Source organism: Halobaculum sp. EA56, from assembly GCF_051195075.1.
Taxonomy (GTDB): domain Archaea; phylum Halobacteriota; class Halobacteria; order Halobacteriales; family Haloferacaceae; genus Halobaculum.
The window spans coordinates 472,543-486,082 of sequence record NZ_JBNTJX010000002.1; the positions used below are offsets into that span (position 1 = coordinate 472,543).

Consider the following 13,540-nt stretch of genomic DNA (forward strand, 5'->3'; position numbering starts at 1 on the left):
ATAGGCGTCGCCTACCCCGGCCGGACGGGACGCGTTCGGGTACGCCCCGGCTTCAGACGGCTTAATTCGGGTTGTGAACGGACCGGGTTTATTTCCCTCGGGGGACATGCCGAAGACATGTCGGAGATGGGGGACCGGAGGCACGGAACCGACACCGGGGACGGAACCGGCGGCGTCGCCGGGGCGTCCGGAACCGACGACGGCGAGAAGGACGCCGAGGGAGCGGGGGACACCGGGGGGCTCGACGACGACGTCGATACCGCCGCCGGCGACGCCTTGGCCGTACGACCGAGCGAGCGCGTGGTCGAGGCGGTCGCGTCCGCCCGCGACACCGACGCGACGGCGATCGAGGAACGGCTCCACGGGGCGGTCGAGGCCGACGCCCTCGACCGGATCGTCCGCGACGCCCCGCCGTCGACGACCGTGCGGTTCCGCTACGCGGGGTACCTCGTGACGGTGCGCGGCGACGGGTCCGTCGAGGCGATACCCGCCGACGGGTGACTCGGGGGCCGACGGACCTCGTTCCCGGCCGTCGTCACGCCAGCGGCGTCCGCTCGACGACGGTGCCGTCGTAGGTGGGGTACTGCTCGACGACCTCGCCGTCGTCGAGGTCGCCCTCCTCGATCATCTCCTCCAACAGCCACCACGCCACCTCGACGTGGTCGGACTTGACGGTGTAGAACTCCTCGGGGACCTCCAGCCGCTCGAAGCGCTCGGGGTCGGCGTACGTCTTGCCGTACACGAGCGTGCCGTCGTCGGTCACCTCGTCGAACGGGCGGCGGAGGTTGCGCGCCATCCGCTTGAGGCGGTTGCGGTGCTGGGCGGCGTCCTTGAACACGGAGGTGCAGAAGTACACCTTCGGGTGGTCGCCCATGACCTCCAGGATGGCCTCCTTCGAGCCGTCGACGGCGGACATGTGGCCCTCCTGCAGTTCGAACCCCTGCTCCTGCATCCGGCGGTAGTTGCCGTCGGACATCTCGAACTCGTTGACGTTGCAGAACTCGGCGGCGCCCTCGTCGAGGAACTCCAGGAACTCCTCCTCGGCGCGGATGCCGGGTATCTCGAAGGCGGGGGTGAGGCCCTCCTCGCGGGCGACGTGCAGGATGTCCTCCCACTCGGTGCCGTGGAGGTCGCCCCACTGCTCGACCGGCGGGTGAAAGCGTATCTCGTCGAGGCCGGCCTCCGAGAGCCGGCGCATGTTCTCGCGGCCGCCGGTGATGCCCGTGTAGAGGTGCGTGTGGTGGTCCTCGCCGAACTCCTCCTTCAGCAGGCGGAGGTACCGGCACGTCTTCCCCATCGCCTCCTGGGGCTCGCCGCCGGTGATGGAGGTGCCCAGCGCGTCCATGCGCCGGGCCTCCTCGAGGACGTCCTCGTCGGACTCGACGAGGCGCTCGTTGGCGTACACGTCGGTGACGTTCTTGCGGTTCTCCCCGAGCGGGCAGTAGAAACAGTCGCGCTGGTCGCAGTAGCCGTACACGAACAGCACCATCTTCCCCCCCTTGGCGCACTGTTCACAGCCCTTCGAGATCATTCGGTACCTCCCGTTCCCGCCCGAGCGGCAAAAACGGTGCGATACTCGCCGGTTCGTCCGTGTGAGCCGTTGTCGCGCCCGTCCGTCTCCGCACTCGGGGTCCGTGTGGCAACCACGAGACTCATACCGCTTCACGTCCACGTGGGAGCCATGTCAGGAGAGGCACGCAGGCGGCAGTTCCTACGGCGGACCGGCGCGGCGCTCGCGCTGGGGGGCGTGGGCGCGACCAGCGGCTGTCTCGGCGTCATCACCGGCTCCGAGCCCGCCGAGTTCTCCGCGAGCGTCGCGTCCGTCCCGAACTCGACGCTGGAGTCGACCGGGTTCGAGGAGTACCGGATCGAGCCGCTGGAGATCACCCGGGAGTTCACCGTCGCCGGCCAGACCCGCGAGGTCGTCGTGACGAACCAGCTCGCGCAGTACGACAAGGCCGCCGAGGTGCTCGGCGAGCGCGTCCGCGCGTCGATGTTCGTCGCGCTCTCGACGCCGGCGGTCGAGATAGCCGGCCAGACGCTCAACCCCGTCGGGGAGCTGAGCACGCGCGAGCTCGCCCGGCGGATGCTCACCCGGTACGAGGGGATCAGCAACCTGCAGGGGGACGGCGAGGAGACGGTCGAGGTGCTGGGCACCGAGACGACCGTCGGGCTGTTCACCGCCGACGCGACCATCACGGAGGGGGTCACGACGGAGGTGCGCCTGCACGTCTCGGAGGCCGTCCGCGCCGGCGCCGACTTCGTCGTCACCGTCGGGGCGTACCCCACGCTGCTGTCGGGGCAGGCCGACGACGTGCGCACGATGATGCGGTCCGTCACCCACGAGGGGGAGTAACGGAGCGGATGAGGGGGCCCGAGGGCGACGCGGGCGGCGAGCGGGGCGCCGGTCCCGACGCCGGCGGCCGCGGCGAGGGGGACGACACGACGGCGTCCGACGCGGGGGTCGCGCGCCGCGAGGTGCTGGCGGCCGCCGGCGCGGTCGGGGCGTCGTCGCTCGCGGGTTGTTCGGGGACGATCGGCGGCGGCGAGGCGCCCGAGACCGGCTCCGTCGACGAGGAGCGGGCCCGGACGCTCGCGGCCGCCCACGCCCCGGACCTCTACTTCGGCGTCGGGGAGCGGTGGTTCCCGACCGACCCCCGCGAGTACCTCGCGGACGGCGAGTCGGTGCTGGACGGCTTCGCCGCCCTCGACGGGTACTCCCGCGAGGTCGACGAGGCGGGCGAGCCGCCGAACCGGACCGTGTTCTACAACGCCGTCGACTACCCGGACACCGACCTCGTCGTCGTCCAGTACTGGATGTACTCGGCGTTCGACCAGTTCTCGGTCAACTTCCACTGGCACGACTGGGAGGTGCTACACGTCTTCCTCGACGTGAGCGAGGGCTCCGGCGACCCCGAGACGGGCGACCCGACACTGCTCGTCGCCTCGGCGCACTCCAGGAAGGTGCCGAACAACGAGTTCCTCGACCCCGAGACCGAGCGCGCGAGCGTCATCAGCGAGGTGGGGAGCCACTCGTCGGCGCTCGGCGTGAACGAGACGGAGGAAACCTTCGAGCGGCTCCCGGTGTCGACGGAGATCGCGGACATCTCGAACGGCACACTCGCGATCGCGGACATCCCGGCGGCGTACGGGCTCCCGCGGGGGGAGGGATACCGGCTCCCGTTCTCGGTGCCGGAACTCGACGGCGCGCCCGTGTACGAGCACCCCGATCTCCCGAACGTCACCGCCGACCACCTCGTTCCCCCGGAGTTCACCGTCGAGTCGTTCGCGGGGATCCCCTCCCCGCCGGACGACCTGCCCCTCCGAGAGACGGGGCTCATGTTCGCGTTCGAGGGGTCCGACAGCGTCGCGGAGGCGGACCACGACTACGCGCTCGAACCGATGGCCGACGTGGGGATCGAGGAGTACGCCGGCCCGCAACTGAGCTTCGAGTTCGCGGTCCCGTCCTTCGCGGAGGACGCGGTCGCCTCCCACCTCACGACCGTCGGGACGCCCCAGAGCCAGCCGCGGTTCGCGAACCCGGTCGACGACGTGACCGACCCGCGCCACCGCTCGGCGCTCTCCGAGCGGTTCGACCTGGACGTGACCGGCCTCGCGGGCGACGTGGTCGGCCTGCTCCGGGAGGCGACCGCCAGCGACGAGGCGCCCGGGAGCAACGGCGTCGACACGGCCGACCCGACCGTCGAGGGGATCGCCCTCCTGGAGTCCGACCCCGAGGCCGTCCCGACGTTCAACGGCGTGGTCGCGCTCCGGGACGTGCCCGAGGGCGAGCACACCCTCACGGTCAACGGTGCGGGCGTGGCCCCGTTCAGCCAGGGCCTCGCCCACGAGGAGGACGGCGAGCCGACGACCGCGGGCGTCGACGGCGACGTGGTCGTCGCGCCCAACGAGGACGCGGTGAAGGTGCGGGCGTCGCCGCCGGCGGACGCCCCGGGAGTCGGCCGCGTCGCCGTCGAGGACGACTTCGCCGGGGCCGTGTACGACGGCCTCCCCCCGAGCGTCGCCGACGGCGACGACGCGGGCGACGGCGAGGGCGGCGACACGGCCGGCGGCGACCGCGGCGTCGCGGTGTACGCCCACCGCGAGGGCGCCTACACCGCGGAAGTCGAGGACGAGGAGGGCGGGATCGGGGCCTTCCGGGTGAACCCCCGCGCCGACCAGTCGACCGCGACGATCCCGGAGGCCCGGACCGGGAAGGCGTCGCTCGCGTCGTTCCTGCTCACGATCCTCACGGAGACGACCGCGCAGGCGACGGTCTTCGAGGACGGCGACGCCGACGGTATCGACGAGGTCGGCGTGCCCGACAGCACCGCCGAACAGGAGGGGACCGCCGCGGACGTCGTCGACGACGTGCTGGCGGCCGCGGCCGAGGCGGCCGGCGACGACACCGGGAACGGCAACGCCGGCGACGGCGGCAACGGCGGGGGCGGCGGATCGAACGGCCTCACCGGCCTCCTGCGGGCGCTGGAGGCGACGACGACGGCCGCGAAGCGCGCGAACGAGGCGGCCCGGGCGGGGAACGCCGAGGGGGCCGACAACCGCCTCCGCGGCCTCCGGCAGCGGACCGAGGCGCTGACGGACGCGCTCGAACGGAACCGGGACGACCTGCCGGGGCGGCTCCCGGGCCTGGTCGAGCGGCGCCTTCCGCAGGTGGAAAAGCGGATCGACCAGGCGCTCGACGCCGACGGCTGACTGACGTGCGGCGCCGACGGCCGAGTCGGAGGCCGCGGCGACGCGTCCTCCCGCCCCGCCCGGCTCAGTTCGACGTCCGGTCGGGCTCGTCCGTGGGGTGCGGGCGGCTGCTCCCGTCGTCGGGGTCGACCCGGAGGTACTTCGCGAACAGGTCGGCGACGCGCGTGTAGGCGTCGACGACGTTCTCCCGGTCGCCGAAGCCGTGGGGCTCGCCCTCGTAGCGCCGGAACTCGAAGCGCTTGCCGTGCCGCTCCAGTTCGTCACAGAGTTGCTCCGACTGACTGATGGGCACGCGGGCGTCGTCCTCGCCGTGGAGCACGAGCAGCGGGGCCTCGATGTCCTCGACGTGCCGGATCGGGGAGGCCTCCCGGTAGTTCTCCAGGTCGGTGGCGACGTCGCCCAGCTCGCGCTTCATGAGCTGCCAGCCGACGTCGTCGGTGTCGTCGAGGAACGTCTCGTAGTCGTAGACGCCGTAGAAGGCGGCGCCGGCGCGGAAGCGGTCGGAGTTCCCGAGCGCGTTAACCGTCATCAGCCCGCCGCCGGAGCCGCCGTAGATGCCCGCGCGGTCGCCGTCGACGGCATCGTACGCCGCCGCCGCGGCGTCGGCCGCGCGGACCACGTCGTCGAGGTCGCCGCCGCCCCAGTCGCGGTCGTTCGCCATCCGGAACGCGCGGCCGTAGCCGTCGCTGCCGCGGTAGTTCGGGAGGATCACGCAGTAGCCGAGCGCCGCGAGGTAGGCCGCACGGTGGTCGAAGCGGAAGCGGTCGAAGGAGGTCGGCCCGCCGTGGGCCTTCACCAGCACCGGGACGGACCCGTCGTCGGCGTCGTCCGCGGGCGGGTAGACGACCGCCTGTATCTCCCCGTCGCCCGACTCGTAGGCGACCGTCTCGGGGTCGGGGATCCGCGCGCCGAAGTCGGGCGAGGCGCCCGGCGTCGCCCGCTCGCCCGCGGAGACGTTCCACACGGCCGGCGGGTCGTGGGGCGTGTCGCGGACCGCGAGCACGTCGCCGTCGCGCCACCGGGGCGCGGTGTGGAAGGCGTCGTCGTCGGTCAGCTCGTCGGCGAAGCCGTCGCGGTCGACGACGTGGACGTCCGCGCGGGCCTCCCGGGTGACCGTCACCGCGAGGGTCTTCCCCGACGGGCTCCAGGCGGGGTCGGCCACCTCGGCGCCCGCGACCGCGTACAGCTCCTCGGGGTCGGCGCCCGCGGTGTCGGCGGCCGCGCCGTCGACGACGTACACCGCGTCGAATCCGGACCCGTCGTGGACGAACGCCACCTCCGTCGAGTCGGGTCGCGGACGGACGTTCTGTACGCGGACGCCCTCCGCCGCGAACACCTCGCGGACGGCGTCCGCTCCCGCGTCGGTGCCGCCGCCGGCCGCGCCCGCCGCGTCGCCGCCGCGGTCCACGGCCACGAGGTCCGCCTCGTAGTCGAACAGGTGCCTGTGCTCGGCGCGGGCGGCGTACACTGTGCCGTCGTCGGCGACAGCCGGGTCGCCGTACAGGTACTCGTCGTCCGCGAGCGACTCGACGCGGGAGCCGTCGGCGGCGACGAGCGCGAGCGACGCCCGCGAGAAGTGGTCGGTGACGACCGCGAGTTCGTCGCCGTCGGGACCGTACGCCAGCCCGAGGTCCGGCTCGTCGTAGCCCGTCAGCGTCTCGACGCGGCCCGTCGCCACGTCGACGGTCGAGAGCGACCCCTCCGCCGAGAGGAACGCCACCTCGTCGCCGTCGGGGTGCCAGTCGAACCACGCGGGGTCGCCGCGGCCGTACCGCTGGGCGGTGATCCCCTCGCTCGTCAGGCGGGTGTCCGTCCCGCCGTCCCACAGCCACAGGTCCGTCTGTCCCTCGCGGGTCTTCGCGTAGGCGATGCGGTCGCCGTCCGGTCCGGGGGCCGCCTGCACGACCGCGTCGGCGCTCGCCATCGCCGCCAGCAGGTCGTCCGCCCGGGTGTCGCGGAGGTCTCGTCGGTACACGGGAGCGGGTCGCGCCCGCGGGGCTTGTAGCTCCGGGTCGCGGCACGCGGAACGGCCGATCGCGGGCCGCCGGCGGCACGCGAGACGCCCGAGGGCGGGGTGAAGGACAACCGTTACGTACGCACACCCGCAAGCGAAGGTATGACCGAGGAGACCGACCTGGAGGAGCTTCGACGGGGGACCGACCTCGTGAAGCGCGGCTTCGCACGGATGCAGAAGGGCGGCGTCATCATGGACGTCGTCGACCGCGAGCAGGCGCGGATCGCCGAGGACGCCGGCGCGGTCGCCGTCATGCACCTCGAGTCCGTCCCCGCGGACATCCGCAAGCGCGGCGGCGTCGCGCGGATGGCCGACCCCGGCAAGCTCGAGGAGGTCACCGACGAGGTCTCCATCCCGGTGATGGGCAAGTGTCGCATCGGCCACACCGCCGAGGCGCAGATCCTCGAGGCCGCCGGCGCCGACATGATCGACGAGTCGGAGGTGCTCACGACCGCCGACGAGCGCTACCACATCGACAAGCGCGACTTCACCGCGCCGTTCGTCTGCGGCGCCCGGAACCTCGGCGAGGCGCTCCGGCGCATCGACGAGGGCGCCGCGATGATCCGCACGAAGGGAGAGGCCGGCACGGGCGACGTGAACCAGGCGGTCACCCACCAGCGGAGCATCCAGCGCTCCATCCGCAAGCTCTCGGGCATGAACTATGAGGAGCGCGACGAGTGGGCCCGGAAGAACGAGGCGCCCCGCGAACTCGTCCACGAGACGGCCGAGATGGGCCGCCTCCCGGTCGTCAACTTCGCCGCCGGCGGCATCGCGACGCCGGCCGACGCCGCGCTCATGATGCAGCACGGCTGCGACGGCATCTTCGTCGGCTCCGGGATCTTCGGCGCCGAGGACCCGACGAGGATGGGCGAGGCGATCGTCAAGGCGGTCAACAACTACGACGACCCCGAGACGCTCAAGGAGATCGCGAAGGGCATCGGCGCCGGCATGAAGGGCCAGGCCAACGAGACGATGCCCGAGGAGGAGAAGCTCCAGGGCCGCGGCGTCTGAGGCGGGGGCGGGGCGCCCCGGTCGCGGCCGCCGCCACACCGTGCCGCACCACGCTGTACTGCACAGCCGCGCGAGCCTTTTTATCGGAAACCGGGGACAGAGCGACGCGACCGTCGTGACCTGAGACCGGCCGCGGGGCGCACGCGGGTGTGCGACACGCCGTTCCGCGGAGCGCGCGGGCCGTGTCGCCTGTCAGCCCACCCCGTCGCGACCGCGGTCGCGGCGTTGAAACCGCCTCGGACCGTAGCCTCGCCCATGTCCGACGTCGCCGCCGGCCCGCTCGCGGACGTCGACGCCGATCGACGTCCGGTGGTCCTCTTCGACGGCGTCTGCAACCTCTGCCACGGCGCGATCCGCTTCCTCGTGCGGCACGACGAGCACGGCGCCTTCCGGTTCGCGCCGCTGGACTCGCCGGTCGGGCGGGCGCTCCTGGAGGAGCACGGGCTCCCGACCGAGGACCACGACTCGTTCGTCCTCGTCGACGCCGACGGCGTACACCGGAAGTCGACCGCCGCGCTGCGCGTGGCCCGCCTGCTCGACTCCCCCTGGAACCTCGCGTGGGCGTTCCGGGTCGTGCCGCGTCGCCTCCGCGACGCCGCGTACGATCTGGTCGCCGAGTACCGCTACTACGTGTTCGGCAAGAAGGACGCCTGCGAGGTGCCGGAACCGGAGATCAGGGAGCGCTTTCTGGAGCGGTCGCTCGAGTGAGTGTCGGGGGCGGAACGGGAGCGAGACCGGGGACCGGGCCTACAGCACCGTCGCGCCGCGACCGACCGACGTCTGGTAGGCGCGCGCGCCGACGCCCGCGTCCGCGAACCCCTCGACCATCGCGGAGGCGACCGACCGGCGGTTCCCGCGTTCGCACACCGCGAGGACGCTCGGGCCGGCGCCGCTGACGGTGACGCCCGTCGCGCCCGCCGACAGCGCCGCCTCCCGGACGCCCGCGTAGCCGGTGATGAGCTCCGCTCGGGCCGGCGTTACCACCGGGTCGTCCATCCCGCGGCCGACGAGCACCGGATCCGAGCGACACATGCCCGCCGTGAGCGTCGCGGCGTTGCCCACCGTCTCGACGTGGTCGGCCATCGACACCGACTCGGGGACGACCTCGCGTGCGTCGCGGGTGGAGACGACCACCTCCGGGAGGCACGCCACCATCGGGAGGTCCGCGTCGACGCTGGTGGCGCCGTCGTCGCTGCGGACGACCGTGAACCCGCCCAGCAGCGCCGGCGCGACGTTGTCGGCGTGCGCCTCGCCGGAGACGACCGCCTCGCCCTCGGCCGCGACCGGAACGAGGTCTTGGCGGCTGTAGCCGCGGTCGTACAGTTCGTTCAGCGCCACCGCGGCCGCCGCCGACGAGGCGGCCGACGAGCCGAGCCCGGAGGAGGGACGGACGCCCTTGTCGATGTGGATGCGCGCGGGGGCGTCGAGCGCGTCGGCGACCGCGCCGACGACGTTCTTCTCCGGGTCGGTCGGGATGAAGTCCGCGCCCGCGCCGCTCACCTCGATCGTCGTCTCGGCCGCGCGCTCGACCGACACCGTGTCGGCCGGGTGCGAGAGCGCGACGCCGAAGGTGTCGAAGCCGCTCCCGAGGTTCGCGCTGGTGGCCGGCGCGCGGGCGGTTACCATGCCGCCTCGGTCCGGCGCGGCGGGCAAAAGGATGACGTTCGACGCGACCGTGACGCCGCTCCGTTCGGTCGTCGTTCGATCCGGAACGGCCCGCTCACTTCCGCGAGACGACGAACACGAGCGGGCCGACGACGCACAGGACGATGCCGAGGAAGAGGTAGTGGACGGGGACGAGCGACTGCGGCGTCAGCAGGAAGATCACGCCGAACAGCATCGTGTTCAGCGCCATCGCCTTCCGCGAGACCGGCAGCGTCGCGAGCGTCGTCAGCACGAACCCGAGGAGCAGCGCCTGGCCGACGTTGTACGGGAGCAGGAAGCTGTCGACGATCTGGAGCGGGATCATCTCTTGTCTGCAATAGGCCCGGGGCTCCGCATTAACGTTCCGTTCTCGCTCGTTTCTCCCCGCCGCCTCGCCGTCCGAGGCGGGTCACGACTCCCGAACGCGGTTCCACTCGTCGAGGCCGGCGGCGACGAACGGGACGTACTGCTCGGCCGGGTGCTGGCCGCCGTGGGTCCCGACGAACTCCAGCTTCCGCGACTCGCCGCCGAACCACACCGAGCGGTCCCGCGGCACCACGACCAGGTCGCCGACGCGCTCGCGGAGCAGGTCGGACGGCTCGCCGGGGCCGAACAGGCCGGCCTCCAGCGCCTCGGTCCCGGTGAGCACCCGCGCGTCGAACGGCGCCTCCTCGAGACGCCCCCGGGCGCGCTCGACGGCCGCGCCGTCGCGCAGGTGCAGGTGGACGTTCCGCGGCCCGCCGGTCGGCCGGACCGGACTCCCGTCCGGGTGTCGGTCGCGGCGGTCCCACACCGCAGGGAGCGTCGAGAGGTCGACCGCCGCCGACGGGTCGACGTCGACATGACCGTGATCGGCGGTGAGGACGAGGAGCGTCTCCTCGGCGGCGGCGGGGTCGACCGTCGCGAGTTCCCGCTCGACGGCCCCGCACACCGCCTCCAGCTCCGCGTCGTACAGCTCCGAGGTCGTCCCCTCGGCGTGGGAGGCGCCGTCGACGTTCGACCAGTAGGCGTACACGTACGTGGGATCGCCGCCGGCGGCGGCCGCCTCGACCCGCCGGCGGACCGCGAGCGCGAACTCCGCGAGCGACTCGCAGCCGTGGCGGGTCGCGCCGGCCGTCGTCGCCGCCGAGTAGGCGCCCTCCGAGAGCCGTGCCTCGTGGACCGTGTGGCTCTCGACGCCGGCGTCGGCGAGTCGCTCGTACACCGGCTCGGCGTCGAACAGGTCGGCCGCGTCCGGCGCCTCGTCGGTCGCCGCGGCGAGGTCGTCGCCGTCGCGGTCGACGAACGGGAGCGGCGCGCAGGTCCGTCCCCGCTCGGGGAGGCGGACGTTCCAGCCGAGGACGCCGTGTTCGGCCGGCGTCGCGCCGGTGTGCATCGTCGTGATCGCGGCGGCCGTCTCGGAGGGGTACACGGAGGTGAGCGGCGTCGTCCTCCCGGCCGCCGAAAGGGAGCCGAGCAGCGGCACGGAACCCCGGCGGGCCGAGAAGCGGTCCCAGCCGAGGCCGTCGACGAGCACGACGACGACCGTCGAGTAGTCGCCGTCGGGGAGCGCGCCGTCGGGGAGGGACCGCCCCACGTCGGCGCCGAGCGCGGCGCCGACCGTCCCGGGGACGTTCGCGACGCAGTAGCCGCCGTAGTCGGGGAAGACGTAGTCGCCGCGGCGACACCCCGGGAGGGACGGATCCTCGAGCGCGTCGTGGAGACCCACGTCGTCCCCGAGGTCAGTGTCGGCGTGGTCGTCGGACACGACGGGCGACTCGCGGGGGCCGATTGAAGGTGTTGTGGATCGGACGCGCCGGCTAGCGGTCGGCGTCGTCCGTCGCGGCCCCGTCTTCGGAGTTGCCGTCGCCGTCCGGGTCCGTCCCCGGACCCTGGTGCCCGTCGGTACCGGAGCCGCGAGGCTCGCTCCGGGAGTCATCAGCCTCACCCTCGGTCTTCCCGTACGTTCGCGAGGCGCCCCCGCCGGCGCTCGGGCCGGTGATGTCGAGCGGCCGGATCCACCCGTACCAGACGACGAAGACGGTCCCGCCGTAGCCGAGCACGAACACCAGCCGGCCCAGGTCGTTGTACCCGAGGAGCCCGAGCTGCCGGCGGACGATTCCGGTGCCGGCGATGCCGACGACTAGCACCGCGGCGAGCAGGATTCGGTCGCGGGTGAGGCGGTCCCGGAGGCGCGTGTCCTCGGCCATACCCAGACTCGGGCCTCCGGGACCGAGAACCCGGCGGTTCGTCGTGGGGGACGGTCACACGGCGACGCAAACGCTTTCACCGGCGACGCGGCCCGTCCTGTATGGAGTTTCGACCGGTCCCCGACGCCCACGACGACGCGTTCGAGGCGGCCCTCGCGTACGCGTTCGCCCCCGAACGCGGTCCCGACCCCGACCGCGACGGTCCCGGCCGCCCCGACTCGTTCCGCCCGCGCGGCCTGTACGACGTGCCGGAGGGGAGCGACGGCGAGCCCTCCCCGTCCGACCTCGCCGCGGTGTGCGGCTACTACGACCTCTCGGCGCGGATCCGCGGCGAGTTCTGTCCCGTCGCCGGCGTCTCGGCGGTCGCGTCGCCGCCGGAGTACCGCCGCCGCGGCCTCGTGCGCGAGCTCCTGACCGACCTCCACCGCGAGTGCCGCGACGAGGGTATTCCCCTGGCGGCGCTGTGGCCCTTCGAGTTCCCGTTCTACCGCCGCCTCGGGTACGCTCGCGTCAACGACTACACGCGGACGGTCGTCCCCGTCGACGCGCTCGACGGCGCGTGTGCGGACCCTGCCGGCGAGTTCGAGCGCCTGTCGGCCGACGACTGGGAACGCCTCGACGACGTGTACGCCGAGTGGGCCACGGGACCGCTCGGTCTCGACCGCACCGAGGGCTGGTGGCGCCGTCGGGTGTTCGAGTCGTGGGGCACCGATCCGTACGTCTACGGCTGGAGAGCGGACGCCGACGTCGGCGGGAGCGGGGAGGCTGACGACCTCCGGGGCTACCTCGTCTACACGATCGAGGACGGGGACGAAGACGGCAGGTCGATGGAAGTGAGCGAGCTGGCGTTCCGTGACCGCGAGGCGCGCGGACAGCTCCTGCGCTTCTGTCGCAACCACGACTCGCAGGTCGAGCGCGTGCGTCTCGTCGGGCCGCCGGACGTCCACCTGCTCGACGAACTCGACGACCCGCGGGCGGCCGAGACCGAGCGCCGGGCGGGCCCGATGGCCCGGGTCGTCGACGTCGCCGGCGCGCTCGAAACGATCGACTATCCGAGGGCCGCGGAGGGAGCCGTCACCGTCGACGTGACGGACGACACCTGCCCGTGGAACGACGGCACCTACCGCCTGCGCGTCGCGGACGGGCACGGACGGGTCGACGCCGTCCGCGACGGGGCAGACGCGGCCGTCTCGCTCGACGTCGGCGCCCTGACGCGGCTCGTGGTCGGGTCCCACGGCGTCGACCGGCTGGTCGAACTCGGCGACGTTACGGTCGTCGACGGGACGACCCGACGCACGCTCGCTGCCGCGTTCCCCCCGGCGGAGCCGTACCTTCGGGAGGGATTTTGAGCGTCCCCGCGAGGGTTCGTTTAGCGTCGCGTCCGCGGAGAACATGCGACACTCTAATGTTGGTGAAGTAATGTGTCCGGCGCATGGGAGGCGACCAGATACGGATCAGTTGTCCGGTGTGCGAAGACTGGCTGGAGACGAGCTACCGGGACACGCAGGTGCGGTGCGAGTGCGGTGCGGAGGTGGCGGTGACGGTGACCCAGATCAAGTAGCCGGCCGGACGGGGAGCCCCGGTCACGGCGTCGACACGGTTTCCGGCCGGATCACGACGGGACCCCATCGGGCGTTCCCGGGAGTGACGGTCCGCGACCGGGACCCGCGGGTTCCGGGAACGGAGTCCGAGCCGTTCGTGAGTTTACCGGTGCCGATCGGCATACAATTTTTAAATTAGCAACACGATACGAGTACGTGACCGAAACAGGAGAACCAGTCGGAAATTTCGCGCTTCCCGGAACGGAAGGTGACGGAATTCGTCGCTACCGGCTGAGCGACTACACGGACACCGGGGCCGTCGTCCTCGCGTTCTACCCGTTCGACTTCAGTCCCGTCTGTACCGACGTCCTCTGCCGGTTTCGGGACGCCGAGTTCCTCTCGCTCACCGAGGACGTGGACGTGTTCGG

At 72.7% G+C, this 13,540-nt stretch carries 12 protein-coding genes and 1 pseudogene; 7 read left to right on the forward strand and 6 right to left on the reverse strand.

From position 1 onward, the window contains the following. Positions 1 to 117 precede the first annotated feature (117 nt). On the forward strand, positions 118 to 501 hold the full coding sequence (locus ACQUQ1_RS05610; protein WP_435063281.1) for a HalOD1 output domain-containing protein: 384 nt from the start codon (positions 118 to 120) through the stop codon (positions 499 to 501). 34 nt (positions 502 to 535) lie between these two features. Here ACQUQ1_RS05610 and ACQUQ1_RS05615 read toward each other — a convergent pair whose 3' ends face one another. After that, positions 536 to 1,531 (reverse strand): radical SAM protein, encoded by a 996-nt coding sequence (locus ACQUQ1_RS05615; protein WP_435063282.1) that lies wholly within the window; start codon positions 1,529 to 1,531, stop codon positions 536 to 538. A 150-nt stretch (positions 1,532 to 1,681) separates the two neighbouring features. Here ACQUQ1_RS05615 and ACQUQ1_RS05620 point away from each other — a divergent pair, with 150 nt between their 5' ends. Further along, entirely contained in the window at positions 1,682 to 2,356 is a 675-nt protein-coding gene (locus ACQUQ1_RS05620; protein ID WP_435063283.1) for a DUF6517 family protein, read from the forward strand. Positions 2,357 to 2,364: 8 nt separating this feature from the next. Next, positions 2,365 to 4,713, forward strand: coding sequence for a hypothetical protein (locus tag ACQUQ1_RS05625; protein ID WP_435063284.1), 2,349 nt, complete (start codon positions 2,365 to 2,367; stop codon positions 4,711 to 4,713). 64 nt (positions 4,714 to 4,777) lie between these two features. On the opposite strand, the gene ACQUQ1_RS05630 is transcribed toward ACQUQ1_RS05625, so the two are convergent. Then, complete coding sequence (locus ACQUQ1_RS05630; RefSeq protein WP_435063285.1) at positions 4,778 to 6,688, reverse strand: S9 family peptidase; 1,911 nt, start codon at positions 6,686 to 6,688, stop codon at positions 4,778 to 4,780. 141 nt (positions 6,689 to 6,829) lie between these two features. Between ACQUQ1_RS05630 and pdxS the strand changes: the two genes are divergently transcribed. Continuing rightward, positions 6,830 to 7,738, forward strand: coding sequence for a pyridoxal 5'-phosphate synthase lyase subunit PdxS (gene pdxS, locus ACQUQ1_RS05635; RefSeq protein ID WP_435063286.1), 909 nt, complete (start codon positions 6,830 to 6,832; stop codon positions 7,736 to 7,738). A gap of 255 nt (positions 7,739 to 7,993) precedes the next feature. After that, positions 7,994 to 8,446 carry a thiol-disulfide oxidoreductase DCC family protein gene (locus tag ACQUQ1_RS05640; protein ID WP_435063287.1) on the forward strand — a complete coding sequence of 151 codons (453 nt, stop codon included), beginning with the start codon at positions 7,994 to 7,996 and terminating at the stop codon, positions 8,444 to 8,446. A gap of 39 nt (positions 8,447 to 8,485) precedes the next feature. Here the strand turns inward: ACQUQ1_RS05640 and ACQUQ1_RS05645 are convergent, their stop codons facing one another. The 4 genes and pseudogenes from ACQUQ1_RS05645 to ACQUQ1_RS05660 all read right to left on the reverse strand — a co-directional run. Continuing rightward, a complete protein-coding gene (locus ACQUQ1_RS05645) occupies positions 8,486 to 9,364 on the reverse strand; it encodes a homoserine kinase (RefSeq protein WP_435063288.1) in 879 nt (292 codons plus the stop codon). Positions 9,365 to 9,458: 94 nt separating this feature from the next. Then, positions 9,459 to 9,707 carry a hypothetical protein gene (locus tag ACQUQ1_RS05650; protein WP_435063289.1) on the reverse strand — a complete coding sequence of 83 codons (249 nt, stop codon included), beginning with the start codon at positions 9,705 to 9,707 and terminating at the stop codon, positions 9,459 to 9,461. Positions 9,708 to 9,791: 84 nt separating this feature from the next. Continuing rightward, positions 9,792 to 11,129 (reverse strand): alkaline phosphatase family protein, encoded by a 1,338-nt coding sequence (locus ACQUQ1_RS05655; protein WP_435063290.1) that lies wholly within the window; start codon positions 11,127 to 11,129, stop codon positions 9,792 to 9,794. Positions 11,130 to 11,349: 220 nt separating this feature from the next. Then, positions 11,350 to 11,571, reverse strand: a pseudogene (locus ACQUQ1_RS05660) (hypothetical protein); the annotation flags it as partial. A gap of 101 nt (positions 11,572 to 11,672) precedes the next feature. Between ACQUQ1_RS05660 and ACQUQ1_RS05665 the strand changes: the two are divergent. After that, positions 11,673 to 12,920, forward strand: coding sequence for a GNAT family N-acetyltransferase (locus ACQUQ1_RS05665; protein ID WP_435063291.1), 1,248 nt, complete (start codon positions 11,673 to 11,675; stop codon positions 12,918 to 12,920). 408 nt (positions 12,921 to 13,328) lie between these two features. Beyond that, a partial coding sequence (locus ACQUQ1_RS05670) for a redoxin domain-containing protein (protein WP_435063292.1) occupies positions 13,329 to 13,540 on the forward strand: 212 nt, incomplete at its 3' end.

Coding starts and splice junctions, on each gene's coding strand:
- ACQUQ1_RS05665 (WP_435063291.1), top strand. CDS start 11,673: ATGGAGTTTCGACCGGTCCCCGACGCCCACGACGACGCGTTCGAGGCG.
- ACQUQ1_RS05615 (WP_435063282.1), bottom strand. CDS start 1,531: ATGATCTCGAAGGGCTGTGAACAGTGCGCCAAGGGGGGGAAGATGGTG.
- ACQUQ1_RS05650 (WP_435063289.1), bottom strand. CDS start 9,707: ATGATCCCGCTCCAGATCGTCGACAGCTTCCTGCTCCCGTACAACGTC.
- ACQUQ1_RS05625 (WP_435063284.1), top strand. CDS start 2,365: ATGAGGGGGCCCGAGGGCGACGCGGGCGGCGAGCGGGGCGCCGGTCCC.
- ACQUQ1_RS05645 (WP_435063288.1), bottom strand. CDS start 9,364: ATGGTAACCGCCCGCGCGCCGGCCACCAGCGCGAACCTCGGGAGCGGC.
- ACQUQ1_RS05640 (WP_435063287.1), top strand. CDS start 7,994: ATGTCCGACGTCGCCGCCGGCCCGCTCGCGGACGTCGACGCCGATCGA.
- ACQUQ1_RS05620 (WP_435063283.1), top strand. CDS start 1,682: ATGTCAGGAGAGGCACGCAGGCGGCAGTTCCTACGGCGGACCGGCGCG.
- ACQUQ1_RS05610 (WP_435063281.1), top strand. CDS start 118: ATGTCGGAGATGGGGGACCGGAGGCACGGAACCGACACCGGGGACGGA.
- pdxS (WP_435063286.1), top strand. CDS start 6,830: ATGACCGAGGAGACCGACCTGGAGGAGCTTCGACGGGGGACCGACCTC.